At 69.6% G+C, this 25051-nt stretch carries 25 protein-coding genes; 15 read left to right on the forward strand and 10 right to left on the reverse strand.

Going from position 1 to position 25051, the window contains the following annotated elements:
* Positions 1-112: 112 nt before the first annotated feature.
* From ACIHAD_RS34795 to ACIHAD_RS34805, 3 genes are all read right to left on the reverse strand, one after another.
* Positions 113-415, reverse strand: a complete 303-nt coding sequence (locus ACIHAD_RS34795) for a hypothetical protein (protein ID WP_357703959.1) — start codon at positions 413-415, stop codon at positions 113-115.
* Between the two features lie 98 nt (positions 416-513).
* Complete coding sequence (locus ACIHAD_RS34800; protein WP_397358958.1) at positions 514-1068, reverse strand: hypothetical protein; 555 nt, start codon at positions 1066-1068, stop codon at positions 514-516.
* Complete coding sequence (locus tag ACIHAD_RS34805; RefSeq protein ID WP_397358959.1) at positions 1065-1631, reverse strand: MauE/DoxX family redox-associated membrane protein; 567 nt, start codon at positions 1629-1631, stop codon at positions 1065-1067. Before ACIHAD_RS34805 ends, ACIHAD_RS34800 begins: the two co-directional genes overlap by 4 nt.
* Before the next feature lie 281 nt (positions 1632-1912).
* Here ACIHAD_RS34805 and ACIHAD_RS34810 point away from each other — a divergent pair, with 281 nt between their 5' ends.
* Positions 1913-2110 (forward strand): hypothetical protein, encoded by a 198-nt coding sequence (locus ACIHAD_RS34810; protein WP_397358960.1) that lies wholly within the window; start codon positions 1913-1915, stop codon positions 2108-2110.
* Between the two features lie 16 nt (positions 2111-2126).
* A complete protein-coding gene (locus tag ACIHAD_RS34815) occupies positions 2127-2768 on the forward strand; it encodes a DsbA family protein (RefSeq protein WP_397358961.1) in 642 nt (213 codons plus the stop codon).
* Positions 2769-3446: 678 nt separating this feature from the next.
* Here the strand turns inward: ACIHAD_RS34815 and ACIHAD_RS34820 are convergent.
* Positions 3447-4088 (reverse strand): MBL fold metallo-hydrolase, encoded by a 642-nt coding sequence (locus ACIHAD_RS34820; RefSeq protein WP_397358962.1) that lies wholly within the window; start codon positions 4086-4088, stop codon positions 3447-3449.
* A gap of 67 nt (positions 4089-4155) precedes the next feature.
* Between ACIHAD_RS34820 and ACIHAD_RS34825 the strand changes: the two genes are divergently transcribed.
* Entirely contained in the window at positions 4156-4581 is a 426-nt protein-coding gene (locus ACIHAD_RS34825) for a MarR family winged helix-turn-helix transcriptional regulator (protein WP_397358963.1), read from the forward strand.
* Between the two features lie 571 nt (positions 4582-5152).
* Here ACIHAD_RS34825 and ACIHAD_RS34830 read toward each other — a convergent pair.
* Complete coding sequence (locus ACIHAD_RS34830) at positions 5153-6292, reverse strand: alpha-L-rhamnosidase C-terminal domain-containing protein (RefSeq protein ID WP_397358964.1); 1140 nt, start codon at positions 6290-6292, stop codon at positions 5153-5155.
* Between the two features lie 187 nt (positions 6293-6479).
* Positions 6480-7061: an NADPH-dependent FMN reductase gene (locus ACIHAD_RS34835; protein ID WP_397358965.1), complete on the reverse strand. Its 582-nt coding sequence runs from the start codon at positions 7059-7061 to the stop codon at positions 6480-6482.
* Positions 7062-7173: 112 nt separating this feature from the next.
* Here ACIHAD_RS34835 and ACIHAD_RS34840 point away from each other — a divergent pair, with 112 nt between their 5' ends.
* The 4 genes from ACIHAD_RS34840 to ACIHAD_RS34855 all read left to right on the forward strand — a co-directional run bounded on the left by ACIHAD_RS34840 (position 7174) and on the right by ACIHAD_RS34855 (position 13398).
* Positions 7174-7890: a TetR/AcrR family transcriptional regulator C-terminal domain-containing protein gene (locus ACIHAD_RS34840; protein ID WP_397358966.1), complete on the forward strand. Its 717-nt coding sequence runs from the start codon at positions 7174-7176 to the stop codon at positions 7888-7890.
* A gap of 277 nt (positions 7891-8167) precedes the next feature.
* On the forward strand, positions 8168-11749 hold the full coding sequence (locus ACIHAD_RS34845; RefSeq protein WP_397358967.1) for a WD40 repeat domain-containing serine/threonine protein kinase: 3582 nt from the start codon (positions 8168-8170) through the stop codon (positions 11747-11749).
* A 156-nt stretch (positions 11750-11905) separates the two neighbouring features.
* Positions 11906-12808, forward strand: coding sequence for a methyltransferase (locus ACIHAD_RS34850; RefSeq protein ID WP_397358968.1), 903 nt, complete (start codon positions 11906-11908; stop codon positions 12806-12808).
* Between the two features lie 467 nt (positions 12809-13275).
* Positions 13276-13398 carry a hypothetical protein gene (locus ACIHAD_RS34855; protein ID WP_397358969.1) on the forward strand — a complete coding sequence of 41 codons (123 nt, stop codon included), beginning with the start codon at positions 13276-13278 and terminating at the stop codon, positions 13396-13398.
* Between the two features lie 312 nt (positions 13399-13710).
* Here the strand turns inward: ACIHAD_RS34855 and ACIHAD_RS34860 are convergent, their stop codons facing one another.
* On the reverse strand, positions 13711-14661 hold the full coding sequence (locus ACIHAD_RS34860; protein ID WP_397358970.1) for an NADP-dependent oxidoreductase: 951 nt from the start codon (positions 14659-14661) through the stop codon (positions 13711-13713).
* 49 nt (positions 14662-14710) lie between these two features.
* Between ACIHAD_RS34860 and ACIHAD_RS34865 the strand changes: the two genes are divergently transcribed.
* From ACIHAD_RS34865 to ACIHAD_RS34880, 4 genes are all read left to right on the forward strand, one after another.
* Positions 14711-15325 carry a TetR/AcrR family transcriptional regulator gene (locus ACIHAD_RS34865; RefSeq protein ID WP_397358971.1) on the forward strand — a complete coding sequence of 205 codons (615 nt, stop codon included), beginning with the start codon at positions 14711-14713 and terminating at the stop codon, positions 15323-15325.
* Between the two features lie 393 nt (positions 15326-15718).
* Positions 15719-16084, forward strand: coding sequence for a hypothetical protein (locus tag ACIHAD_RS34870; RefSeq protein WP_397358972.1), 366 nt, complete (start codon positions 15719-15721; stop codon positions 16082-16084).
* Positions 16085-16409: 325 nt separating this feature from the next.
* A complete protein-coding gene (locus ACIHAD_RS34875; protein WP_397358973.1) occupies positions 16410-16925 on the forward strand; it encodes a DUF3592 domain-containing protein in 516 nt (171 codons plus the stop codon).
* A 241-nt stretch (positions 16926-17166) separates the two neighbouring features.
* Complete coding sequence (locus ACIHAD_RS34880) at positions 17167-18000, forward strand: class I SAM-dependent methyltransferase (protein WP_397358975.1); 834 nt, start codon at positions 17167-17169, stop codon at positions 17998-18000.
* Positions 18001-18541: 541 nt separating this feature from the next.
* Here ACIHAD_RS34880 and ACIHAD_RS34885 read toward each other — a convergent pair.
* From ACIHAD_RS34885 to ACIHAD_RS34895, 3 genes are all read right to left on the reverse strand, one after another.
* Entirely contained in the window at positions 18542-19036 is a 495-nt protein-coding gene (locus ACIHAD_RS34885) for a hypothetical protein (RefSeq protein WP_397358976.1), read from the reverse strand.
* Positions 19037-19424: 388 nt separating this feature from the next.
* On the reverse strand, positions 19425-20063 hold the full coding sequence (locus ACIHAD_RS34890) for a response regulator (protein ID WP_397358977.1): 639 nt from the start codon (positions 20061-20063) through the stop codon (positions 19425-19427).
* 299 nt (positions 20064-20362) lie between these two features.
* A complete protein-coding gene (locus ACIHAD_RS34895; RefSeq protein WP_397358978.1) occupies positions 20363-21499 on the reverse strand; it encodes a sensor histidine kinase in 1137 nt (378 codons plus the stop codon).
* A 166-nt stretch (positions 21500-21665) separates the two neighbouring features.
* On the opposite strand from ACIHAD_RS34895, the gene ACIHAD_RS34900 reads away from it, so the two are divergent.
* From ACIHAD_RS34900 to ACIHAD_RS34915, 4 genes are read left to right on the forward strand one after another with little or no spacing between them, the layout of a single operon-like run.
* The gene (locus tag ACIHAD_RS34900; protein ID WP_397358979.1) at positions 21666-23138 is read left to right on the forward strand and encodes an alpha/beta fold hydrolase; all 1473 of its coding nucleotides are present in this window, start codon (positions 21666-21668) and stop codon (positions 23136-23138) included.
* Positions 23135-24094, forward strand: coding sequence for an ABC transporter ATP-binding protein (locus ACIHAD_RS34905; protein ID WP_397358980.1), 960 nt, complete (start codon positions 23135-23137; stop codon positions 24092-24094). The genes ACIHAD_RS34900 and ACIHAD_RS34905 overlap by 4 nt, the downstream gene beginning before the upstream one ends.
* On the forward strand, positions 24091-24843 hold the full coding sequence (locus tag ACIHAD_RS34910; RefSeq protein ID WP_397358981.1) for a hypothetical protein: 753 nt from the start codon (positions 24091-24093) through the stop codon (positions 24841-24843). The genes ACIHAD_RS34905 and ACIHAD_RS34910 overlap by 4 nt, the downstream gene beginning before the upstream one ends.
* A 25-nt stretch (positions 24844-24868) precedes the next feature.
* On the forward strand, positions 24869-25045 hold the full coding sequence (locus tag ACIHAD_RS34915) for a hypothetical protein (RefSeq protein ID WP_397358982.1): 177 nt from the start codon (positions 24869-24871) through the stop codon (positions 25043-25045).
* Positions 25046-25051 lie beyond the last annotated feature (6 nt).

Here is a 25051-nt window from a genome sequence, read left to right on the forward strand (position 1 = left end):
CTCGCGATGAGCAGGAGCAGCGCGAAGGTCAGCCAGGTGTCAAAGGACACGACATCCTCCATCCGGAGTGGCCGGCCGCGGCCATCGCTCCCGGCCGGCCACCCGGTCGCTGTCAGCAGCCGTTGGCGTTGACGGTCCAGCCGGCCGAGCAGATGAACGGGCCCGAACCGCAGTCCGCGCCCTTGGTGCACTCACCACAGGCGTACTTCCGCTGGTACGGCGCCGAGCCGCTGCAGCACTGCCACACCTTCATGCTGTAGCCGGACGGGCAGACGTACTGTCCGCTGCTGTTGGTCTTGCAGAAGGTGTTGGGGAGGGCGAGGTTGCAGCAGCGCCAGTTCGCCGCCGCCGCCGGCTTGGTCATCACGGTCGCGCCCGCGACCGCGCCGATCGCCGCGACACCGACCCTGCCCATCCAGCCGAGGAATCCTCGCCGGTTCGACGCGTCCGGGCCTTCCGACATTTTGTGGAGATGGTCCATCTTGGCCTCTCTGGCCGTGGGGTGAAATCGGATCAGTGCCGTACGGAGGGCTTGCCGGCCAGGTTGTGCTTGTAGGGGACAGGGGCGGCCGCGTACATCTGCCTGACCGTCGGCACCGTGTGGGCCCGTGTCAGCTTCCCCTCGGTGACGTGGAGCGCGACGGGTGTGATGTCGAGCCCGATGCTGCCGACGATGCGCTCGTCCTCGTCGAGGATGACCCGCTCGCCGTACAGCCCGAACTCGGCGATGAACTCGTTGCCGTCCCCGGACACCGGGACGACCACGACCCACATCGATGGCGGCACCGCTCCCCCACGTAGCGCCGATGCCAGGTTGTGGCAGGTCTCGCACTTGTTGGAGAGGAACAGCACCATGGCCCGCTCGGCCTCGTCGAGGGCCGCCGGCAGGCCGAAGCGGCTCGGCGGGGCCCCCTCCAGGGTTCCCAGCTCCACCGGGGTGGGCTTGTCCTCCATGTCGAGGTAGCCCCGGATCTGCTTGACCTGCTGGAAGAGCTCCACCTGCGCGCCGATCTGGACGAACAGCACCACGGCCAGCAGGCAGATCACGATGAGCAGCACCGTCGTCATGCGGCGTGCACCTCCGCTTCGGGTTGGGTGGGGTCGGGAAGCACCATCCGGTCCTCCCGCAGCGGGCGCATCAGGCGTACTTCGGCCCTCAGCTTCCAGACGACCATGGCGAGCAGCGCCACGGCCAGGCCGAGCAAGCCCTCCTGCCCGGTCCAGGTCGGCGGGTTCACCTCGGCCAGCACCGCAAGCGCCAACCACAGCGGGAGGTACAGCACCTGGCGCCAGCCGAGCACCGCGCCGCCGTTCCCGAAACAACCGCACTTGATCTTCTCGCCGCGGCTCAGCGCGCGGATCCCGGCGCCGGCGAACGCCAGCGCCAGCAGCACGATGAGCACTCGGGGCCACAAGGCGGACGGCGCCACCGTCAGGCCGATCACGGCCAGCATCTCGGCGGCGATCACCGCGATCGCGGCGTGCCTTCCCAGAGCCGCCGGACCGAGTTGTGCGATGGTCCGGCCGAGTTCGCGGTGGGTTATGGTCTTCGACAGTGTCGCTATCAGGAAAACCACGATGAGTACGACCTGAGCAGCGGTTCCGGTCACAACTGCCGCATTCAGATTCATCCGTCGCTCCCGTCAGGGTCGGATGAACGAAAAAGTATGGTACTGGCCTTAAATGATCAACTCTTGACAAGATCGATTTCGCGGGATAGCCGAGAACGGCGCCCGGCCGGTCGTGCTTTGAGCAAGTGCTGACCGGCGCCGAACCGAAACGGCGGATGTTGTGTCTTGCCGGTAAAGGCGTCGAAGGTGGGAAGCGACGCTTTTCCGTAGTTGTGCTGCCTCTCACCGGCTCGTGCGGTTCCACTTACCCTGAAGGGCCTGTTACCCCGATGCAAGAGGGGGTGATCGTCTTGGCGTTGTGGCGCAGGGTGCGGCCCGAGCAGGCCGAGGTGCGCGAGCGACCGCAGATCCGGCTGGACGGGTCGGCCGAGGCTCTGGTGAAGATCGTGGGCCGCATCGCCAGGTGCGACCTGCCCACCCAAGGCGGGCTGTTCGGTATCGGTTCTGTAGGCAGGAGGAGGCGTGCGAGACCGGTCTGAGAGGAAAGAAGGCATTATGACGATCACGAAAGAGTCGGAGCTCGTCGAGGTCCCGTTCTGGTTCGATCCGCTGTGCCCCTGGGCGTGGGTCACCTCACGCTGGCTGCTGGAGGTCGAGAAGGTCCGGCCGGTGCACGCCGACTGGCGGCTCATGTCGCTGGCCCACCTGAACCTCGTCCAGCGCAAGGGCGAGGGGCTGAGCGAGGACTACCGGAACCAGATGGAGGAGGCCTGGGGGCCGGTGCGGGTCTGCGCGGCCGCCGCCGAGTACGCCGGCCGCGAAGTCTTCGGCCGGCTGTACACCGCCATCGGCGCCCGGTTCCACAACCAAGGACGTCGCGATGACCCCGCAGTCATCCCCGAGGCCCTCACAGAGGCGGGCCTGCCCGCTGCGCTCGCGGCAGCCGCCGGCAGCGAGGAGTTCGATCAGCTCATCAGGGACTCCCACGACGAGGCCTTCAACGAGGTGGGGCTCGATGTCGGGACTCCCGTTCTCCGCATCGGCGGCATGACCCTGTTCGGCCCGGTGATCAGGCAGGCCCCCCGTGGCGAAGCAGCCGGCCGGCTCTGGGACGGACTGGTCCTGGTCGCCGGGACCGAGGACTTCTTCGAGCTCAAGCGGAGCCGCGACCGGAGCGTCAGACCGTCCTTCGACTGAGGGGCACCGCATCTGGCCGACGCCTGCCGCGGCCGCCCCCGTTCGAGGCGGAATGGCCTATGACCCGGACGGCATCTCGACGATCGACGCGGAGTGGACGGACCAGCTCCCACCCGGGTGAAATGTGCTTCTGCTCCCTTGCAGGAGCGGGCCCGTGGCGAGCGACGCGCCCGCTGTCCGATGGTCGTCGGCAAGGAACCACAGCGTGTTCGAGGAGCGGGCTTCGAAAATGGGAGGCACTCGGCGTGCCGGCCATGGGGATCAAGCGAACCCGTCAGCGCGTGCGGCACCCCGGCCGCGAGGGTGGCGCCGGTCAAGGTCGGCGGCCGGCCTGCCCAGCGCGCACGCCGCGCCGCCCTGCTGCCGGAGGACGTCGGCATGGCGAGCCGCGGGACCCGCAGAGTCGCCGGGCTACGCCGCGAAGAGGGCTTCGTACTCGGCTGTGCGTTGTTCGACGTACCGGCCACCCAGTCCATGACGAGCGCCTCCAGCGCGGCGTCCAGGATCCGCCTGCTGCGCTGCGGATCGTACCGCCGCGCCCGGCGCCCCTCGCGACCTGCGGTCTCTTGTCCGTCGGGCGTTCCCCATCTGTCCATAAGAACAAAAGTTGTCAAACGCCCCTTACGTGCGGCGAAAAGCTCACCGGCCAGGTCGCCGGGGGTTCCATGTGCTGCGACTTCAGCCGATCCCGACGGACGCGCCCACGGTCAGGCGGTCGTAACGGGGCCCGATGCCGGAACCGTCGCCGCCCAGGAAGCCGCCGACCATCGCGGTGCCCACCTCGTTGAGGGCGCCGTCGTGGACGGCGTAGGACTGCCGTAGGGCCACCGCGCGCACGTAGTCGATGAGCTGTCCGGTGGTGGACCAGGGGCCGTGCACGGGAAGCAGCAGGGTGTCGACCGTGGCGTCCGGGACGGTGAGCGCGTCTCCGGGGTGGAACAGGGCGCCGTCGAGGAGGAAGCCGATGTTGCCGACGCGCGGGATGTCGGGGTGGATGAGGGCGTGCCATGTCCCGTGGACCTTCACCTCGAAGCCGGCCGCGGCGAAGACCTCCCCCTCCCCTACGGGGGTGACGCGCGCGCCCAGACCGTCCAGCCGCCCGGCGACGGAGGTGTTGGTCCAGATCTTCAGGGCCGGGTTGCCCTCAGCGGCTCTGCGCAGCGTCTCCTCGGAGAAGTGATCGAAGTGCTCATGGGTGACCAGGATCGCGTCGGCGCCGTCCAGCGCCTGCGGTTCGGTCAGGCCGCCCGGATCGATGACCAGGCGGCGGCCGTCCTTCTCGACGCGGACGCAGGCGTGGCCGAACTTGGTGAGATGCATGTCCCCACCTTTCAACTATACAATCAAACTGTACAACCTGATTACATAGTAAGGGTAGGATGAGGCCATGGACGACGACGCCTTGGCTGAAGACCTGCGGCAGGTGATCGGGGACCTGGTCCGCGCCGTACGGGCCGCCGACACCATGCCCCCCGGGGAGGCCGCCATCCTCGGCCACCTCGATCGCGGCGGCCCGCGAACCACGGCCGACCTCGCCCACCTGCGCGGCGTGACCCATCAGTCAGCCGCCAAATCCGTGAAGGAACTCCTCGGCGACGACCTGGTGCGGGCCGAGCCTCATCCCCATGACGGCCGCAAGCTCCTGCTGCACATCACCGACCTCGGCCGCGCCCGCCTCCAGCGGGAACGCGCCCAGCGCGCCGCCTCGCTCGACACCGCCATCCGCGACACGCTCAGCTCCGACGAGCAGCGGCGACTCCAGGAATGCGTCTCCCTGCTGGCCCGCCTGACCAGCCACCTGACCGGACGGTGACAGCGGATCCGTGCGGCGCGGCGTTCCGACCTCGCCCAGCTCAGCCGACGCCGCAGCCACCCCAGCCACCGCCAAGGCTTTCGAGCCGCGGGAGGGGTGTCCGGTTTCCGCGAGCCGTAGCCGCCGTAGTAGCCCCCGTCGGGTGAGACAGGCGGAAGAGTCATGGCAGGTCCTTCGACAGGAAGGTGGTGCGCGGAAAGCGCCTGGCCTAGAGGTGGCGGTCGGGGGAAGGGGCCTCCCGCGGCCAGGCACTTTCCGTGCCGGACCGGCGTGAAGGCGGCCGGCGCGGTGCTGCGGGCCATCGCTGGGGGCCGGCCCGCAGCCGAGGGGAAGACAGTGGCTCGCCCCCGTTCAAGGCCCGATCTGGTGCAGAATCACCAGATCCCCGTGACCGTACCTCAGGTCCGAGACCTTTCACAGGGGCCGCGGGTGGCCAGGACGGCTACTCGTCACCCGTATCCCCCGTTCATCCCCCGGCTGATGTGCCGCCTGAGTACGACGGCTCGTACGGCTTCACCCGGGTGAAGACCTGGGCCGGCGTGGTCTGTGTCGCGGCCGACCCGACCTCGGCTCACGGCCGCAGTTGCTCTTCCAGGGCCGACTGCAGCCGCGCGACCTGCTCCGGTGTGGCACGTGGGACGACCACGGAGGCCAGCTCGGACAGCGGCAGGCGCAGCCCACGAGCGGCCAGGGCCGCCGGATCGCCGATCACGCCGTGGGCGGTCATCACTCGTGTCAGGCGCTCCCCCAACCGAGCGTCGTCGACGGCGTCCGCGATCACTTCCGGCGACGCCGGCGGCGGCAGCTCGGCCTTCCACTGATGATGGCCCGGCCCGGCCCGGAACGGTTCCCGCCCCGGTAGGTGCACGATCGCTTCGGTCCCCGGTGGGACCCGCGCTTCGAGGATGAGGGTGCCGCCGCTGATCCGCCACGCCACGCCCGCGTTGCCGTACGGAGTCTCCAGATCCGCCTCTGCCCAGGTCAGCCCGTATCCCGGCAGTGGGCGGACCTCCATCTGCCGGTAGCCGGGGGCGTCCGGCGGGGCGGCCGGGTCCAGCCAGTCGCCGAACTGGAACCGGCCGGCCCACAGGCCGTCCTCCCCCGCGAAGGCGTGCAGCCGCTCCACCCACGCCCGCATGCTCAGCGGGGTTTCGCGGACCAGCCAGGAAAGGGCGAAGACGGCCGCACCGAGAAGGACGGCGCCGAGAAGCATGACGTGCAGGCCGTCGGTGACGGCCAGCCGTACGGCATCCGCCGTCTGTTCGGGGAGGCCCGGGAGCAGAGCGGGGGTGAGTTCGCCGCCCGTGGTGAGGCGGTCGGCTTCGGCCGGGCCCAGGCGGGCGGCCAGACCGTCCCTCATCCGGGCGGCGTACAGGCTGCCCAGCAGGGCGATGCCGAGCGAGCCGCCGATGGTGCGCGCCAGGGTGAGTGTGCCGTTGGCGGCGCCCATGTCGCGGGGATCGGCGCTGTTCATGGTGATCAGGGTGGTGCTCTGCATCACCAGCCCGATTCCCGCTCCGATGGGGAGGGTGAGTGCTGAGGCGAGGGCGGTAGGGGTGTCGCCGTCGAGGAGCAGCAGGGCCGGCGCACCCGCGGTCATGAGCGTCCCGCCCAGGATGGGGTAGATCCGGTAGCGGCCGTTGGCGCTGATGAGGCGGCCGGTGACCAGTTGGGTGCCGAGCATGCCGAACATCAGCGGGAGCAGCAGCATGCCGCTGGCCGCCGGGGAGGAGCCACGCGCCGGCGAGCATGTACGCGGTCACCACCCAGGGCACCTGGTCCGGGCCGCCGAGGTCACCGGCGATCGTGGGCAGCGCGGTGCCCACGATCAGGCCGTCGAGCATGGCCAGGAACATGCCGATGAGCAGTCCGAAGATGCCGAGTCGGGTCATGGCGGTTCAGGCGACGTAGGGGCGGGCGGTCCTGGCCTCGCGCAGCGAGTGCGCCCACCAGGCGAGCCGGTCCAGCATGACCTTGGCCGCGGCGTCGGCGGCCGGGTCGAGGGCCTTGCCGTCGCCGTCGAACTGCGCCCAGGGGTGCTGCAGGCCGACGCTGTCGCGGATGGTGACGGCGTGCAGTTCGGCCAGGACGAGCCGCAGCTGCTCCACGGCGCGCAGCCCGGCGGAGAAGGCGCCGTAGGAGACGAACGCCACGGGCTTGGCGTGCCACTCGGTGCTGTGCCAGTCGATGGCGTTCTTCAGCGCCGCCGGGAAGCTGTGGTTGTACTCGGGCGTCACGATGACGAAGGCATCGGCCGCCGCCATCCGCGGTGACACGGCCGCCAGCAGGTCCTTGGCCTCCTGAGCGGCGGGCGGCTGCCCGAGTACGGGGTAGACGGTCGGCAGCGGGGTCTCGACCAGGTCGATCAGGTCGGCGTTCATGTCCTCCCGCTGGGCCAGGTGGTCCATGATCCAGCCGGCTACGGCGGGGCCGAAGCGGCCATCACGGGTGCTGCCGAGAAGGACGGCGATGTTGAGCATGTCGTTCCTCGATGTGTACAACGTATTGGCGAGAGACAATGTACGCCTCAATGTGTACATTATCTACTTCTGATACGTTGTATCTGTCATGCCAGGAAGGGAGGCCCTGACTGTGGCCACGGATGAGAACGTGTCACTGTGGGAGCGGCTGGAGCGGCCCGCACCCACGCCCCGGCAGGTACTGTCGCCGCGGCGCATCGCCACGGCCGCCGTCGCGATCGCCGACGCCGAGGGCCTGGAGGCGGTCACCATGCGCCGTCTCGCGGCCGAGCTGAGCGTCGCGCCCATGGCGCCTTACCGCCACGTGTCCGGCAAGGATGATTTGCTGGAGCTGATGGTCGATCATGTCTACGCCGACCTGAGCGTGCCCGACGGCCTCGGCTGGCGCGAGAACCTGCGAACGCTCGCCGTGCGCACGCGCGAGCTGATGCTCGACCACCGATGGCTCGCCCAGTTGCCCCCGCAGGCCAAGCTCTCCCTCACACCTCATCGGATGGCCGTGGCCGAGAAGACCCTGGCGGCCCTCGACGGCCTGGGGCTCGACGCTGACGCGATGATGAGCGCCTTCCGAACCGTGGACGCCTATGTGCACGGCTCCATGAACTACGAGAGTGCCGTCAGCACCCTGATCGCCGAGCAGAACCTGTCCGACGGGGACGAACTGCGCGACACCCTCGCCCCGTTGATGATGTGGCACATGCGAACCGGCCGTTATCCCACCTTTCAGCGGTACCTGCACACGGCCGCCCGCAAGGACGACGCCCAATGGCAGTTCGAATTCGGCCTCGACTGCGTTCTCGACGGCATCGCCGCCCGCCTGAGCCTTTAGAGCCGCTCTGGGGTCGCTTGTTCTCGCAGGTCCTGCTGAGGAGTGGTCACCGGATCGGAGGACGTCGACCTCATCCCGTACGTGGGCACCTACCGCTCCGACCAGCTCCGCGTCGAGGTCACCGTCATGGGCCTTCGAGCGTTGAGCATGAGCACGGCGGGGAGGGTGCGGCTGCTCGTACCGTCACGCACCTCCAGCGCACCCATGATCCGAAATTCCCATGGCCAAATCCTCGGACGGCAAGCGGAAGATCGACACAGGACCCAGAATTCCAGACATGTCGCCTGTTCCGCTCACCCCTTCGGATCCGCGTCGGCTCGGTGGCTACTGGCTGGCGAGACGGCTGGGCGCTGGTGGGCAGGGCGTGGTCTACGAGGCCTACGGGGAGTCAGGCCGGCGGGTGGCGGTCAAGGTGCCCAGGCTGAGCGACGCCGCCTCGCGCGCCCGGCTGAGCAAGGAGGCGGCGGCCGCCCAGCGGGTGTCGTCGTTCTGTACCGCCCGGGTGATCGAGGTCAGAACCGACGTCGCCGAGCCGTACATCGTCAGCGAGTACGTGCCCGGACCTACCCTGCGCCAGGTGGTCGCGGAGGCCGGGCCGTACGAAGGCGACGCGCTGCGGCGGCTGGCCATCGGCGTCGCGACCGCGCTGACGGCCATTCACGAGGTGGGCGTCGTCCATCGCGATCTCAAGCCGGACAACATCATCTTGGGCCCTGACGGACCGAGAGTGATCGACTTCGGGGTGGCCCGGGAGATCGGGCCGCTGACGACGACCGGTCCGATCATGGGCACGCCCAACTACATGGCGCCGGAGGTCTTCGCGGGGAGCGGGGTCGCGGCGGCCGCCGACATGTGGGCCTGGGCGCTGGTCGTCCTCTTCGCCGCACTCGGCCGCGACCCGATTCCGGCGCAGGAGCCGCTGTCGGTGGTCAACGCCGTGCTCGACTTCCGGCCCGATCCCGGCGTCCTGCCCGAGCCGCTCGGTGGCCTGGTCGCGGCGGCGACCTCCAGGAATCCGGACGAGCGGCCCTCGGCCAGAGCAATTCTGCTCGGCCTGCTCGACGTCCGCGACGACGACCGGCTGCTGGTGGAGGGCGGCAACGTCGCCGCGGCGGTGCGGGCGCCGCTACCGGCCGAGCCCGATCTGGGCACCATCGCGGAGGAGCTGTTCGGGGAGCTCTCCGACGGCGAGCGGACCCTCGCACCTGATCTCTTCCTCCGGATGGTGGGTCTCACGGAGGAGGACGACGAGACCGTCAGGCACGTCACCCGCGATGAGTTGGAGGCGACCGGACCTGTCGAGTCGCTGTTGTCCCTGTACGTAGCCGCTAGTCTCATCACCGAGGTCGACTCCGCTTACACCCTGGCCAGCCCGGCCCTGATGCAGGCCTGGCCGCGGCTGCGGCACTGGGTGGCGGACAACCGCGAGGGCCTGCACCTTCATCGGCGGCTCACCGCGGCCGCCCGGTTCTGGGACGAGCACGGCCGCAAGCCCGCCGACCTGCTGCACGGCTCCGGCCTCGACAGGACGCTGAGCTGGGCTGCCACCGAGCGCCGGGACATCACGCTGCAGGCGCTGGAGCGCGAGTTCCTCGATGTCTCGGCCAAGCAGGCCAAGCGGCAGTCCAAGCGCCGTGGTCTGATCGCGGGCACGCTCGTCGTCCTGCTCGTGGCGACGCTCGGCGGGCTGGGCCTGGCCGAGCACCTGCGGGAAGTCTCCAACGGCCAGCGCGACGAGGCGACGGCTCGATCGCTCCTGGTGCGCGCGGCCGACCTGCGCCGGCGTGACCCCCGACTCGCCATGCGGCTGAGCGTGGCGGCGTGGCGGCTCAGCCCCTCGATCCCCCAGTCGCGCGGCGGTCTGTACGACTCGCTGTCGGACGATGGACTCGACTCGTTCACCGATCCGGATGTGACCGCCGACACCGTCTACGCGACCAGCCGGGACGGGCGCACGCTGGTGAGCATCAGGGCCGGTCTGGTGAGGCTCTGGGACGTACGTGAACACCGGAAGGCCGGCGAGTTCTCGGGCGTGAGTCCTACGGCGGTGATGGGGGCGCTGAGTCCCGGTGGACGGATCCTGGCGGTCCAGGATGACCGCGAGGTGCGGTTGTGGGATGTCGCGACCGGTACGGCGATGGGGAACGGCTTCGCGAGCGGCGCGAGCCAGGGCAACACGGGCAGACTGGCGTTCGACCCTGCTGGACGGTTCCTCTTCGTCCCCGACCTTTCCCGCAGCCGCACCGGCGCGCACTGGTGGGACCTGGCCACACGTCGCCAGATCCGCGCCGGATCCGGCGCGGGCGTGGACGCGGTGAACGCCGACGGGACGCTGGGCGTCGTCTTCTCCACCGGAGACGGACGGGCGGAGCTCTGGGAGCTGAAGACGAACCGAGCGCTCCCGGCGGACTGGCTGCCTCAGAAGAAGGACGTCCAAGATGCCGTGTTCGGCGAGAACGGCCGGACACTGGCCGTCACGGCATCCGTCCCTCCTCCGCCCGGTCAGGGTGGTGTGGCGGGACACAAGCTCCTGTTGAGAAGGGTGCCCTCGGGAGCGGCGCTCAAGGGGGACGGAGCGGGACCGGTGGGGAAGATCTACTCCTTCGGCTACAACGAGCGGCTTCTCGCCTACGAAGGTGAGGGCTCGAAGAGCCTGACCGTGCTGCGACTCACTGATGGTCAGGTAGTCCTGGATCGCGAACTCGGCGCGCCGATCGACCAGGTCCGTTTCGACGAGCCGGACCACGTCATGAGGGTCCGCCTGATGAGCACCGTGTCGACGATGGATCTGAGGAGCTTGCACGACCGCCCAGCCCTGCCCGGAACAGCCGGGGGGCAGGCCCTCCTCGGGCCGGGGGGCCGGATACTCGCCCTGTATGGAGCCGGCCAGGTGCGGTTATGGGACGTGGCCGGTCGGAGAAGTCTCGGTCAACCGGTTGAGGTGGGCGAAGGCTCGTTGCACCGTCCCGCGCTCGCTTTCAGCAGGGATGGGAGAAGACTCGCCATAGGCGGCATGCTGCGCACGGCCGAATCCTCCGGGTCCCACGCCGGGGTGGTGATCGTGGACACGTCCACGGCCCTGCCGATCAGCTCTTTCCGGGTCGCGAACAAGCAGGCGGACAGCGTCGCCGGTCTCGCCTTCAGTCCTGACGGCACCACGCTCGCGGTCGCTCCCGCTCATTGGGCCGTGGACGGGGCCATGTCCTTCCCGCTCGAACTGTGGACGCCGGCCTCCTCCACAGTGAGGACGGTGAAGGATGTGAACGGATCGGAGAACATGGCCTTCCGTCCTGACGGAAAGCTGCTGGTGGCCGGATTCGCACCTGAGATCACGCTGGTGGATCCGCTGCGCGGCGCCCGGTTGCCGCGGGCGGAAGGGGCGGGAAGCCTGCCCACCGGACCGTATGCGTTCAGCCCTGACGGTGGACACGTGGCCGTCAGCATGGGCTCCGAGCCGCTGTCGCTCTGGAATCCGGATTTCACCGGCACCAGCGGCTTCCGGTTTCCGGCCGTGGGTGATGGTGGGATCTACACCCTCGCATGGTCTCCGGACGGACGGACCATCGCCACGTACGCGGCCGGCGACAGAATCCGGCTGTGGGACGTGGACACCCGGCAACCCCTGGGGATGATCTTCGACGGCCATACCGACGTGGGCTTCGAGAGCGGCGCGACGCTGGCGTTCAGCGCGGAGGGCCGGACGCTGTTCAGCGCCACGCCGGACGGCGTGGTGCGCGCGCATCCCCTCGACGGTGAGCGAGCCGCCGCGGCGGTCTGCGACCGGGCACGCGGACCGTTGAGCCCTGAAGAATGGAAGAGATACATCCACGAGGTCGAGTACGTCAACACGTGCGACTAGGCCACCGGCCGATTGGAATACTTCGACCGCATTCGTCGTGTAGTGGCGCGGTGCCGGAGTCTGGTCCGATCCTCGATCGCCACCAGTCGTGGAGGCCGTCCGGTTTCCTTCCATGTCGCGCTGACACAGCACGCGGAAGCTCGTAAGGATGGAGGCATGAGTTCATCGCAGCCCCTCGCCGCCCCCGGGTCCGAGCCGGACACAACCTCAGGCGGGGCGCTGAACACCGCCGGCGCGAGGTCCGGCCCCCCGCACACCCCTGGGTCCGCCCCGGACCACCGCTACCTGCTCGACAACGCCCGGGTGGAGGCGGGCGAGCGGTTCACCTGGCTGGCCGAGCTGTTCGACGGTGTCACACGGAGGCATTTCGACCGGCTCGGGGTGCAGGCAGGCTGGCGCTGCTGGGAAGTCGGCGCCGGAGGCCCCAGCATTCCCCGGGCACTCGCCACGGCCGTCGGACCAACCGGTCACGTGCTGGCCACGGACATCAATCCGGCCTGGTTGGACCCGCACGGCGGGTACGAGGTGCTCCGGCACGACATCGTCGCGGACCCGCCGCCGCAGCCAGGCACGTTCGACCTGGTACACGCCCGGCTCGTGCTCGTCCACGTGCCCGACCGTGCCCGGGCGCTGGCGACGATGGTGGCGGCGCTGCGCCCCGGTGGCCGGCTGTTGATCGAGGACGCCGATACCGAGTTGCAGCCGCTGGCCTGCCTCGATGAGGTCGGCCCGGCACAGCAGCGCGCCAACCGGCTGCGGCGCGCCGTCCGGGAGTTGATGACCCGCCGCGGCGCCGACCTGCGCTACGGCCGTACGCTGCCGCGGGCGTTGCGTGCGGCCGGCCTGGTCGATGTCACGGCGTCCGGCTGCTTCCCGGTCGGCGGGCCGGCCTGCGACCGGCTGGAGACCGCGACGGTGCGCATGGTCCGTGCCGAGTTGCTCGCCGCCGGGTTGGCCGACGACGCCGAGATCGACGCGCACCTGGCCGCCATCGACGCCGGCGAGCTCGACCTCACCCTCGCGCCGCTGATCTCGGCATGGGGACGCCGCCCGGGGTAGCTCGCGACGTCCGGTCCACCTTGACATCATGTTGCGTCGAGCATCCCGATCTGGACAACAGCCGGTCGCCGACGCGCCGGGGCTCGTGCCGTTCGGCCGGGGGGCGGCGGGCGGTGGCGTCGGCCCGGTTGCGGTCGCGCCACCGTAAGCAGGACTGACAGCCCGGCATCCCCGCCGTCACGGCCAGGCCGATCAGCACTTGTCCGCTCTCGGCGCGTACCGGCCGCCAGGTCAGCCGTGCTCCGGTGCGGGAAGGCCCTTCGCTGTGTGCGAAAGGTTCCGATTCCGATGGACCCCCCGGTCGGGCAGCTGAAAGCGCGCTGCAGGCGGCCTGCCGCTCAATGGTGGCAATTTCACCGTCGACCACCGCGTCTTCCTGACCGTCAAGTTCAACAACGGCGTCACGAAGTTTCTCCAGGTGGGCGATCGCCCGCACCCACCCCGTCACGCCCGGCGGCGCCATCTACGTGGAGACGACCATCGCTGCCCCCTGCGCCGGAGGCAACAACGGCTACGCCCAGGCCTACGACGAGGCCACCCGTACCTGGTCGCCGCGTCTGCCGGTGACGATCTGCCAGCGCATCGACTGACGGCCGGTCGTCGGGGGATCGGCCGGGACGCGCGGCCGTGGCTGCAGGAGCTCCGGTGTGTACAGAAACCAGGGGTAACGCTGCTCTACACCGTCGTGGCGCTGACGGTCGGGATGCCGAGGCAGGCCGTGGTCCGGGAGCGTAGTGCATCGCCGAACTCCACATGCTTCAAAGATGTCCGGACCCTGAGCAAGGCCAGGCTCGCGCCCCCGCCTAGGGAGGCGAGCCTGGCGCGCGTAGGCATGAGACGCCGCGCGTACCGGACCGTCGGGCCAGGGATCTGAGGCGGAGTGGTTGCCTGAGTGGGGCCGGTCAGTTCACCAGTACGATCTTCCCGCGAGCGTGGCGGCTCTCGCTCAGCTCGTGCGCTGCAGCCGCCTCAGTGAGCGGGAACGCCGCTGCGACCGGCACGCGCAGCCGGCCCTGCCCGGCGAGCTCGACCGCGATGCCGAGGCCGTGCACCGCCAGTGGGTCGGCGGCTCCAACGGCCGCCGCTGTGTCGCCGGCCGGCACGCCGTGCGACAGGTGCACGCCGAGGGCCGCCGCGGTGAGGTCGGGAGCGATCGTCACCACGCGCGCCGGGTTCCCGGTGATGGCGATCAGGTCGGGCAGCGCCCCTCCTGCGCAGTCGAACACCGCGTCCACCCCGCGCGGTGCCAGCGCGCGGACCCGTTCGACCAGGCCCGCCCCGTACGTCGTCGGCTCGCAGCCAAACGTGCGCAAGAAGTCGTGGTTGTGCTTCCCGGCCGTGCCGATGACGGTGGCGCCGCGGGCGACCGCGATCTGAACGGCGACCGCGCCCACCCCGCCGGCCGCGCCCTGCACCAGCACAGTGTGCCCGGCGCCGACCGCGAGCCGGTCGAGCACTCGGGTGGCCGTCTCGACGCTGCCCGCGGCACCGCCGGCCTCCTCCCAACTCCACACGGCCGGTTTCGGCGCCCAGGCGACCAGGACCGCGTGATCGGCGTTGGCGCCGCGCGCGGTCGTCGCGGTCATGCCGAACACCTCCTCGCCGAGCCTGACATCCGTGACGCCGTCGCCGACCTCGTCCACCACGCCCGCGGCGTCGAACCCGGTCCGGTACGGGAACGTCACAGGCACCACGTCACGCATCTTCCCCGAGCGGATGGACGTCTCTCCCGTCGACAATCCGGAGGCCCGCACGGCGATGCGGATCGTCCCCGGCCCGGCATGCGGCTCCTCGACCTCGGCGACATGCACCACACCGGCCGGGCCGTACTCCGAAAACTGAACAGCTCTCATGTGCCGCACCGTAACGGAACACCCCGTCCGTTTGACTAAAGTGAGAGCGGTGACGGCCGAAGTGAGTCAGAAACTGCGCTCGGACGCCCGCGACAACCGTGCGCGCATCCTCGCGGTCGCCCGCGCGACCTTCGCCACCGAGGGCCTCGATGTGCCGATCCGGGAGATCGCCCGGCGCGCGCAAGTCGGCGCGGCCACCGTCTACCGGCACTTCCCCACCAAGGAGGCGCTGCTCAGCGAGGTCTTCGCCGAGCCGATGGCCATGTGCTCGGCGGTCGTCGAGGACGGGCTGGCGCAGGCCGACCCGTGGCATGGGTTCTGCCTGGTGATCGAGAAGCTCATGGAGGTGCACGCCCTCGACCGGGGGCTGTCCGGCGCGTTCAGCTCGCGGCTGCCGTACTTCACCGCTGACCGCGACCGTACGATCCGGCTGCTGACCGAGCTCGTCCGGCGCGCGAAGGCAGCGGGCGGCCTGCGGCCGGACTTCGTCCTGGAGGACTTCATCCTGGCGATGATGGCGAACGAGGGAATCCGCGCCGAGTCACCCGAACAGCGAGTGTCGGCCTCGCGCCGTTTCGCAGCTCTGATGATCCAGTCGTTCCGTGCCGCCCCCGTCCGCGGGCCGCTTCCGCCGGCGGTCCGGCTGCTGCCGGCCGTTCGGTAGCACCTCGCCGGGGTTCCTGCTGCCCTGACGCCCCCTGTACTGCCCGCGTTCCCATCATGGTCGCGCCGCTCGTGCATCGTTACGTGACCAGGCGCTCGGGCCCCAGCGAGGAGGCCGAGGGAATCCGGCCCTCGATCTCGTAGAACTTCAAAATCAATGCGTAACCGACATCCCGATCACCATCGGAAGGTCCGAGGGTTACCTGAAGGTATGCCACCTCGTTGACCCTCAGGACTGACCGGGGTGGCGGCTCACCGTTGCCGCGGGAGGTCCGGGCCTTCACCGACACCCCGATCGAGCGCGCCTGCTGGGCCTCAACCCGGACTCAACAAGAACTCAACGCGCGCCGGCCTACCTTTCCCATGTCCACGACGACCAGCGAAAGGAAGCACGATGAGACGTCTGCCACCGATCCTGGCCGACGGCGCCCTCACGGCCGGCACGCTTCTCGCCCCCGCCGCCCAGGCGGCGACCGCCGTCTCCGTCCAGCAGGCGAGCCAGGCCCACTGGTTCACCATCTGGGACGGCGGGGACGGCGGGGACGGCACCAAGGCCACAGCCGCCCTGCGCGAAAGGGGGCGCAGTGCTATCGGCGCAGGTGGTGGGTGGGTCAAGATGAAGCGCGACCGCGGTTACTGCGTGGGCGGGAAGATGTACACCCGTATCCACAATGCGAAGGTCGGCGAGAAGTGGAGGGCCACCGTCACTCTCAGCCCCAAGTCCCACACGGTCAGGGTGTGGGTTCAGAACTACGGCTGATCGGCAGCCGTCTGGGCCCCCGTTCCCGTAGGCCAACTAGGGGTGCCGTCAACCAATGCGACACCACCCGCCTGAGCTGTGAAATCAGATTTCTGCTGCCGATTCGGCCCGTAGCACCCGGTGATCGGGGCCCTCGACCTCGACTGCCGGCGAGTGCCCCCTTCCCCACGTACGCATCCTGCGGCTCCACTCGGCCCGTCCCGCAAACGGATACGCCACCAGGCGTCCTCCCGCGTCACGCCGGCCTTGCACTCCCCCGGAGCGCCGCGAACTATGCACTGTTTTTGATCGTTGTCCGGGTGTTGCCGATTCCAAGGGGACCGCGGTGGAGCAAATCTTCGAGTACCTGCCCTTACTGTTCGTGGCGTTCGGCGCCGTGATCGTGCTGGTGTCGGTCAGGGGGATCGTGAACGGCAGGCGGTTCGTCCGCGGGGCGCGGCGGGTGCCGGGCGTGGTCACGGACGTGGCCACCACGTTCACAGGACACGGCGAGCATCTGAGGTCGAGCCGGCGTCCGGTGCTGACCTTCACGACCGCGGAAGGGCGGGAGGTGACCACCGAGTCGTGGGCCGAGTCGCAGCTGGGCGTCGGCAGGAAGAGCGACGTCCTCTACGACCCGGAGGACCCGACGAAGGCCGCGCCCGCCGGCGACGTCGGCGTCGGCGGCGGTTACGGCGGCATCGTCATCGGGCTCATCGCCGCCGCCATCGGCCTGGCCATCTTCGCCGCCTCCTCCGGACATTCCAGCCCGTTCGACGGCGTGGAGAACGGCTGCCGGATCGAGCACGCCGACGGCACCTCCGAGCCCGTCGAATGCCCTCCGGGCGTGGACGTCGGCTGACGCATCCCGCCGCTCCCGAAGGCAGGAACAGCGAAGGCCCCCGCCGGTCGGCGAGCGACGCCAACGGGTCGGGCGAGTTGTCCATGAGGGGCTTCCTGCCTGCAAGAACGGGCTCGATGCCCGTGTCAGTCAGTCCTTTTCATCCTGAAATGACAGGTCATAGCGGGGTGGACGGCGGACGAACAAGACCTGATCAAAATCGTTTCGCCTCGACCGCTGGACGACAGATAGCGTGTCCGCCATGCGAGACGAGGTCTACCACTACAACCAGGAACGCTGGGAAGCCCTTGCGGAGGCGGACGCCTTGTTCACCCGTCCCATGCTCCACCTGGACGCAGAGGAGGCGCACGCTTATCTCGGCCTGGACAGGCTGGGCATCCCCCGCGACCTGGCGGGCCGAAAGGTGCTCTGCCTGGCAGGTGGGGGCGGGCAGCAGTCCGCGGCCTTCGGCCTGCTCGGGGCTGACGTGACGGTTCTCGACATCTCCTCCGGACAGTTGGAGCGGGACCGCTTGGCCGCTGAGCACTACGGCGTCGGCATCCGCACGATCCAAGGAGACATGCGGGACCTGTCCGCCCTCTACGGCTCCACGTTCGATCTGGTCTGGCATCCGTACTCGCTGACCTTCGTCCCGGACTGCCGGATCGTTTTCCGCCAAGTCGCGAGAGTCGTCGGAAGAGGCGGCCACTACTACCTGATGTGCGCCAACCCGTTCTTCGCCGGGCTCACCCACGACTCCTGGAACGGGGAGGGCTACACGCTGAAGCAGCCCTACATCGACGAGGCCGAGACCAGCTATCCCGACCAGGACTGGGTCTACGACGGGGAGCTGGCCGGTGACCGCATCCGCCAACCCAGGGAGTACACGCAGACACTGAGCCGGATCGTCAACAGCCTGATCCAGGAAGGCTTCGCGCTGACGCGCCTGTCTGAAGTCCGAAGCGACTACCCGGGTGCGGAACCGGGCAGTTGGTCGCACTTCACGGGGGTGGCCCCGCCGTGGCTGGAATTCGTCTGGCAGTACCGGCCCGGCGTCACGTCCTCGGAAGGTGAGGGCGTCCAGGGGCACGGGTGACCGCGACCCTGCGATGAAGAACAGCGCGAGACAGGCCATGACCACGATCTGGACGGGCACCGAGATCGGGAAGGTTCCGGCATTGGCTCCGCTCCGAGAGCTGTGGCTCGAGGACCATGCAGCGCCGCGGTACGGGCCTTCGACAACTGAGCGGGCGCATCTAGCTGCTGGGACGGCAACGACCCCAGCCCGGCCACCTAGGTGAGCAGGTCGTTGCGCGGGATCACCCGCCTGGTGTGACCGAAGGCGCCGTCGCCCAGCGGTGCGAGCCGCCGGCGCCTGTCGTCCGGCAAGAAGAAGACCGGCCGGCTGCGGACTGTCCGCCCCGCCGAACCGGACACCCTCGCACCGCTTCCTGTGGCCCAGGCGCCTGCGGCACCTGGCAGAAGGACCACTTCGTGGACCTCGGCCACGACGACGCCATCACGCCCGCGTCGACGATGCAGGCGATCGAGCCTGGGAGGCGCCCGGAACGCTGGGCTCCTGACCTAGGGGCATCACTGGTGAAGCCTCCAGCCGAGGGCTGGGACGACCCTCATCATCAAAGGCGCCCAACCTCCGGTGCCCTGGACACGCGGGCCATGTCGAGAGCCAGATGCGAGCGGCGCAGGCGGCCAGTCCTCACCAAGTGCCCCAGGTCGGCGCGGGTGTCATGCATGAGCTGCAGATGGAAGTAGTTCACGTGCTCCAACAGCGCGAACACCCACAGCGCCGCCCCCGGCCAGACCTGCGCGCCGGAGCCGCCCATGACCAGGCCGGCACCCACCACGACGGCCCCCGCCACAAGCAGGCCGACATTGATCCGAGAAATCATGCGATACATCGCCATCCCCGCCGGAACGGGTGCTCGCGAAGAGAGCTGGGCGAACTTCAGCCACCAGTACACGCCGCCCTCAGCCAAGACGAGCAGGACCAGCACAAGCCCTGCCGAGTTGGCTACGGTCAGGGGCATGCCCAGTATGCCGGTCAGCACCCCGGCGATCAGCGGAATGTTGACGAACTCCAGAACTGCCAGAGTCCTCGTTCGGCGAAGCACGGACGCACGGGGAGAAGGCACGAAAGCCATTCTCTCCGACTTGCGCTGAGAACCGGGTCCAGGCGTCCCAGCAGCGCGCAAACCGGTTCCTGGCAAGTTCGCCTCCCGGTGCGGGACGGTACGCGGATGGCGATGGCGATGGGATCGTAACGAGCGAGGCGGTGGAGATGCCTCCGTCACGCCATGGCGTGACGGAACGCAGAACAGCAGACCGTCACCCATGAGAATGACCTCCCCGACGGTGGCGGCGTGAACGAGGAGCGGGGATGGACCTCCGGGCTCGCGGGCCACGACAAGCGTCCTGGTCCCGATGCTTTCCTCGCACGCCCGATGTGCGGGCCGGCGTGGTGGAGCGCTGATGCCGCCTGCGGTCACGGCGCGCGGTCGGCTAACGCGGCGTGACCAGGTGGGCCTCGTAGGCGGCGATGACGAGCTGGGCGCGGTCGCGGGCGTTGAGCTTGGCCAGCAGGCGGCCGATATGCGTCTTCACGGTCCCGGGACTCACCTGGAGCTGCACACTGAGCTCGGCGTTGGACAATCCGTGGGCGACGAGGGCGAGCACCTCGCGCTCCCGGTCCGTCAACGTGTCGAGCCCGTGAAAGAGTTGCTGGACCGGCCGCCGTACGAACTCCGCGATCAGCCGGGTGGTGACGGTCGGCGCGAGCAGCGTCTCACCCGACGCCACCACCCGGATCCCCTTCAGGAGGTCGTCCGGAGGCGCGTCCTTGAGGAGGAATCCGCTGGCGCCCGCCCGTAGCGCCGAGTAGACGTACTCATCGAGGTCGAACGTGGTCAGGATGAGCACCCGAGTGTCGCCGGCGATCTGCCCGGTCGCGGTGATGCCGTCCATCTCGGGCATTCTGACGTCCATGAGCACCACGTCGGGCGACTCCGTACGCGCGAGCGCCACCGCCTCCCGCCCGTCGCCCGCCTCCCCGACCACGGTGAGATCGTCCTCGGAGTCGATCAGCAGGCGGAAACTGCCCCGCAGGAGCGCCTGATCGTCGGCGATGAGCACCCGGATCACGAGACTTCCCCTGCGGCGTCCACCCCGACCGGGCCCGGCACGGGCCACGGACGCCCTGTCCGGACCCGCCGACCCCGCTTCCTCCGGTTCACGCTCGTGACCCTCCTCATCACGTCCATCATGACCGATCCGCGCCTACCACTCGCATCACATCGACGCGCTCTCGGAACGCCGGCCGTATGCGCCACTGCGGCACTCTGCCGAATGGCCTGCCGTTCGCGCACGCCCGCGCTTCGCCGGAACGTGTCCGGCGCCGCCCCTCTCCCTCCTTCGACAGGGGGGCGGAACTCCCCGGCGGGTCAAGGAACCTCCCATGACGCATGCACGCCGAACCCCTTTCCCGGAAGCGGACCGGCCTCGAAGGTGCCGCCGTACAGCAGGGTCCGTTCGCGCATTCCCACCAGCCCGTGCCCGCCCGACCCACCCGGGCGCCCTGGTAGCACCCGCCGTCCGGGCCCGTCGTCGACCACGGAGATTCGCAACCGCCCATCGGCGACCGACACGCTGGCCTGGCAGTGGGCGGGAGCCGCGTGCTTGACGACGTTGGTGATCGCTTCCTGAACGATGCGGTAGACGGCCGACGCCATACTGTCGGGCACGGTTCCCTCCACCGAGAGATCGACCAGCACGCCGGCCTCCGCCGCCCGGTGCGCCAGGGACGGCAGGTCGGCGAGCCGGGCAACCGGCGTGCTGCTGGGCGCGCTCCCGGGTGCGCGCAGCACGCCGAGAAAATGGCGCATCTCCGCGAGCGAGCCGCGCCCGATCTCCTCGATGGCCCGCAACGCCTTGCGCCCTTCCTCCGGATGCTTGTCCAGGACCTTGGCCGCCACCCCCGCCTTGACCGTGATCACGCTCATCGAATGGGCGACGACGTCGTGCAACTCGCGCGCGATCCGCAGGCGTTCGTCGGCCGCCGCCTGCTCGGCCTGCCTCCTGGCCTCGCGGGCGGCGAACTCACGGCGGGTGCGCGCCGCCGTGCCGAGACTCCAACTCGCTCCGATGGCCAGCCAGACCATACCGAGGATGAAGACAGGGTCGGGCCAGCCGTTCGAATATCGTGGTTGGCCCGGCATCGAGACCAGCAGCGAGCCTCCGTTGACGAGCAGGCCCGACACCAGGGCGATCGCCGATCGCCACACCGGCCGGCCGGTCGCCACCGGGTAGATGGTCAGGGCCACCACGGCCGTCGGCATCAGCCAGTTGCCCTGCAGCGCGGGCACGGCAAGGCCGATCAGGAGCGCACCGTAGTAGGCGGGCTCCGGCCATTTCCGCCGCACCGCCACGGGCACCGCGAGCAGCCAGCAGAGCACGGTGATCACGGCGTTCGTGGTCAGCTCCGGCGGGCTCGCCGTGGACGCCAGCGCGAGCAGCACCGCGACCACGGTGTCGGCCAGGTTGAGCAGCCAGGGTGGAGGCCGTCGGGCGAGCAGATTCACATCCCGACGTTATCGAGGAACGGCCGGGGGCGAATCGGAGCACGGGCCGTCAGACCAGGGTCGTACTCCGCCCACGTACGCCCGTACCGTATGACCCTGGTCCGATCCCCAAGATCTGATCTGGCTCCGATGTGCGGACCCACCGCCGTACAGCATCGTTGCCGCCATGAACCGACGCAGACTCATCGCCCTGTGCCTGGCGGCCTGTCTCGCCGTGCCGCTCGGCGGTATCGCGCTGGCCTCGGCGCAGGCCCACGGCCTGGTGTGGAAGGACTGCGGTGACGGCCTGCGATGCGCCAACCTGGTCGTTCCCGTGGACTGGGCCGATCCCAGCGGGCCCAGAACCTCGGTGCATGTGGCCAAACTGCCTGCGACGGGCAAGAGCATGGGGCCACTGGTCATCAACCTCGGCGGCCCCGGCACCACCACGGCGATACTCAGGCCGAAAAACACCGCCGACATCCCACCCGAGTTGCCCATCCTGCTCAAGCAGCTGCGCAGCCGGTTCGACGTCATCGCCATCGATTCGCGCGGAATGCCCGAGCCAGGCAGCGGAGCGAAGACGGTGAGCTGCGCGGAGCCCGACGCCTCCATCTACGGACTGCTCCTGGCCAGGACGAAGCAGGACTGGGACGCCCACGCCGCCAAGAACGCGGCCCATCAGGCGAGCTGCCGCAGCATGGCCAAATCGGCCTGGCGCGGGATGACGGCATGGAACATGGCCCACGACATCGACGCCCTGCGCGCCGCACTCGGCCAGGACAAACTCATCTACGCGGGCAACTCCTACGGCACCGTCTACGCCCAGGCCTACCTAGAGCTGTTCCCGCAGCGGGTCGGCCGCCTGTACTTCGACGGCACCGCCGATCACACCCAGCAGGAGTTCGAGCCCTGGATCCGCAACTACGCGCTCACGCAGGAGCGCCATCTCACCCGCTTCCGCGACTGGTGCGCTCGCCGCATCGACTGCGCCCTGCACGGCAGGGACGCGGGCAAGGCGTGGGACGAGCTGGTCGCGAGGGTCCGCCGCGCGCCACTGCCGGCCTCCGCCGGCCGGAAGGTGACCGAAGGACAGCTGTACGCGGCCGCGCTAAAAGGCATGAACCCGCCGAGATGGCCGCTGCTCGCCACTGCCATCCGCAAGGCCCTCGACGGCGACGCCGGCAACTTCCTAGCAGCAGAGCTCGCGCCGGACACGGGCAACTCGTCGGTGGGCCACGACTCCTTGTGCAACGACTTCATGCCGAAGCTGCCGACGTACGAAGAGTTCCAGGGCATCGAGGCCAGACTCCGTGAGATCGCCCCGAGGTTCGGCTGGATTGAGGGACGCTTCGAGCTCGGTCGGTGTTGGGGCCGCCGCGGGGGCGCGTCCTGGGCGCCGCACCCGCTGCGCGTGAAGAACGTCCCGCCGGTCCTGTTCGCGATCGGGGAGCTGGACAACAACACCAACTATCTCGGGCAGCAGCACGTGGCCGAGCAGATTCCTTCCGCGCGCGTCCTGTGGCACGGCGACGGCCACGCGTCGTGGGCGAGAAACAACTGCCTGCGGCGACACGTCAACACCTACCTGACCACAGGGAGGTTGCCCGCGCCGGGCACACGCTGCCCGGCCGAGATCATCCAGAAGGTGGGGAAATGATCGAAGCCACAGAACTGACGAAGCTGTACGGCTCCACCCGCGCGGTGTCCGGGCTCACGTTCGACGTCAAACCCGGACAGGTCACCGGCTTCCTCGGACATAACGGCGCCGGCAAGTCCACCACCATGCGCATGATCCTCGGCCTCCACACGCCCACGTCGGGCGAGGCGTTGATCAACGGCGTCCGCAAGCGCGACCTTCGGCACCCCATGCGCGAGGTCGGTGCCATGCTCGACGCGTCCGAGGTGCAGGGCGGGCGCAGCGCGTTCGCTCACCTGCAGGCGCTCGCCCACGCGGGCGGGATCGGACGCCGCAGGGTCGCGGAGGTGCTGGAGGAGGTCGGCCTGGCCGGGGCGGCCCGCAAGCGGATCGCCGGATTCTCCCAAGGGATGCGCCAGCGCCTCGGCATCGCGGCGGCACTGCTCGGTGACCCGGGCGTGCTCATCCTCGACGAGCCGGTCAACGGCCTCGACCCCGACGGCATCCGCTGGCTCAGGACATTGCTCAGATCCCTGGCCGCCGAGGGGCGCACCGTCCTGCTGTCGAGCCATCTGATGACTGAGATGTCCCTCACCGCCGACCGGCTCATCATCATCGGCCAGGGCCGGCTGATCGAGGACGCCTCGATGGCGGGCCTGCTGGCCCGTTTCCAGAGTGGCGTACTGGTCCGATCGCCCCACGCGGCCCGCCTGTCCAGGGCACTCGAAGCGGCCGGCGCAACCATACGCCCCGCCCAGGACGCCAACGCCGGAGAGAGGCCGGTGCCCGGTCGGCCCGCGGGGGCCGGAGCCGATGCGCGCCCCGTGCGGGACGCCGGCGCCGGAGAGGAAATGCTGGTGACCGGTCTGACCTCAGCCGCCATCGGCGACATCGCTCTGACGAACGGCTGTGCCGTTCACGAGCTGGTGCCGCGCCGGACATCACTGGAGGAAGCCTTTGTGGAGATCACCCAATGATCGACGTCGTCGCATCGGAATGGCTCAAGCTGCGTTCGCTCCGAGCCACTTACTACGTCCTGGCCTCCACGCTCTCGGCCCTTGCCCTCACCGGCTTCGCCGCCTACTCGATCTCGCACGCCTTCGACACCAACGGCCCCGACGGCGATCCCGTCGGCACGGGTCTCGGCCTCAGCGCCGACATTCCGCCTGTGCTCTTCGGCATGCTGGGCGTGTTCGCCATCTCCGGCGAGTACGCCACCGGCATGATCAGACTCACGCTGACCACGATCCGGAGCCGGTGGACGCTCCTCCTGGCCAAGGCCGCCGTGGTGGCCGCCGTGGCCGCCGTCGCGGGCCAAGTGCTGGCGTTCGCCACCTACTTCACCGCACAGGCCGTGGTGGCCGGGCGTCCGATCGGCGCCTCGTTCGCCGAACATGCGGCCCTGGCCGAGGTGCTGACCACCGGCGCGGGCTCCGCCGTCGCCGCGGTGCTGGGGCTGGGCCTGGCGACGGTCCTGCGGTCGACACCGGGAGCGCTCGTCGCGCTGGTCGTCCTCCCACTGTCCCCGACCGTGCTCGAGCGCTTCCTCCCGGCTCCGTGGAACGACTGGATCGGCTCCCTGACGATTCCGTCACTGGCCAGGCAACTGGCCGCCGTACCCGACGCCGGAGCCTTCGGTCCCTCAACGGCCGCCGTCATCCTGGTGGGTTACGTCCTGATGTCCCTCCTGCCCGCGACCCTGGCGATCAACCACCGCGACGCCTGACCGGCCCTTATGGGCGGCAGCCGCGGTGGCCGCCCGCCGTCCTTTCGACGCGGCCGACCACCGCGCCCGCTCGGCCGTCGAGTGCGGCATCAACCGGCTCGAACGCCATCGCGGCAGTCCCACCCGGCACGACAAACCCGCCGTCCGCTACGAAGCCACCGTCCACATCGCCGCCATCAAGGACTGGCTCACGATCCTTTGAGGCACG

The organism is Nonomuraea sp. NPDC052265 (assembly GCF_044547985.1).
Classification (GTDB): domain Bacteria; phylum Actinomycetota; class Actinomycetes; order Streptosporangiales; family Streptosporangiaceae; genus Nonomuraea.

Coding starts and splice junctions, on each gene's coding strand:
- ACIHAD_RS34795 (WP_357703959.1), bottom strand. CDS start 415: ATGGGCAGGGTCGGTGTCGCGGCGATCGGCGCGGTCGCGGGCGCGACC.
- ACIHAD_RS34800 (WP_397358958.1), bottom strand. CDS start 1,068: ATGACGACGGTGCTGCTCATCGTGATCTGCCTGCTGGCCGTGGTGCTG.
- ACIHAD_RS34805 (WP_397358959.1), bottom strand. CDS start 1,631: ATGAATCTGAATGCGGCAGTTGTGACCGGAACCGCTGCTCAGGTCGTA.
- ACIHAD_RS34815 (WP_397358961.1), top strand. CDS start 2,127: ATGACGATCACGAAAGAGTCGGAGCTCGTCGAGGTCCCGTTCTGGTTC.
- ACIHAD_RS34820 (WP_397358962.1), bottom strand. CDS start 4,088: ATGCATCTCACCAAGTTCGGCCACGCCTGCGTCCGCGTCGAGAAGGAC.
- ACIHAD_RS34825 (WP_397358963.1), top strand. CDS start 4,156: ATGGACGACGACGCCTTGGCTGAAGACCTGCGGCAGGTGATCGGGGAC.
- ACIHAD_RS34830 (WP_397358964.1), bottom strand. CDS start 6,292: ATGCTGCTGCTCCCGCTGATGTTCGGCATGCTCGGCACCCAACTGGTC.
- ACIHAD_RS34835 (WP_397358965.1), bottom strand. CDS start 7,061: ATGCTCAACATCGCCGTCCTTCTCGGCAGCACCCGTGATGGCCGCTTC.
- ACIHAD_RS34845 (WP_397358967.1), top strand. CDS start 8,168: ATGTCGCCTGTTCCGCTCACCCCTTCGGATCCGCGTCGGCTCGGTGGC.
- ACIHAD_RS34850 (WP_397358968.1), top strand. CDS start 11,906: ATGAGTTCATCGCAGCCCCTCGCCGCCCCCGGGTCCGAGCCGGACACA.
- ACIHAD_RS34860 (WP_397358970.1), bottom strand. CDS start 14,661: ATGAGAGCTGTTCAGTTTTCGGAGTACGGCCCGGCCGGTGTGGTGCAT.
- ACIHAD_RS34870 (WP_397358972.1), top strand. CDS start 15,719: ATGAGACGTCTGCCACCGATCCTGGCCGACGGCGCCCTCACGGCCGGC.
- ACIHAD_RS34880 (WP_397358975.1), top strand. CDS start 17,167: ATGCGAGACGAGGTCTACCACTACAACCAGGAACGCTGGGAAGCCCTT.
- ACIHAD_RS34900 (WP_397358979.1), top strand. CDS start 21,666: ATGAACCGACGCAGACTCATCGCCCTGTGCCTGGCGGCCTGTCTCGCC.
- ACIHAD_RS34905 (WP_397358980.1), top strand. CDS start 23,135: ATGATCGAAGCCACAGAACTGACGAAGCTGTACGGCTCCACCCGCGCG.
- ACIHAD_RS34910 (WP_397358981.1), top strand. CDS start 24,091: ATGATCGACGTCGTCGCATCGGAATGGCTCAAGCTGCGTTCGCTCCGA.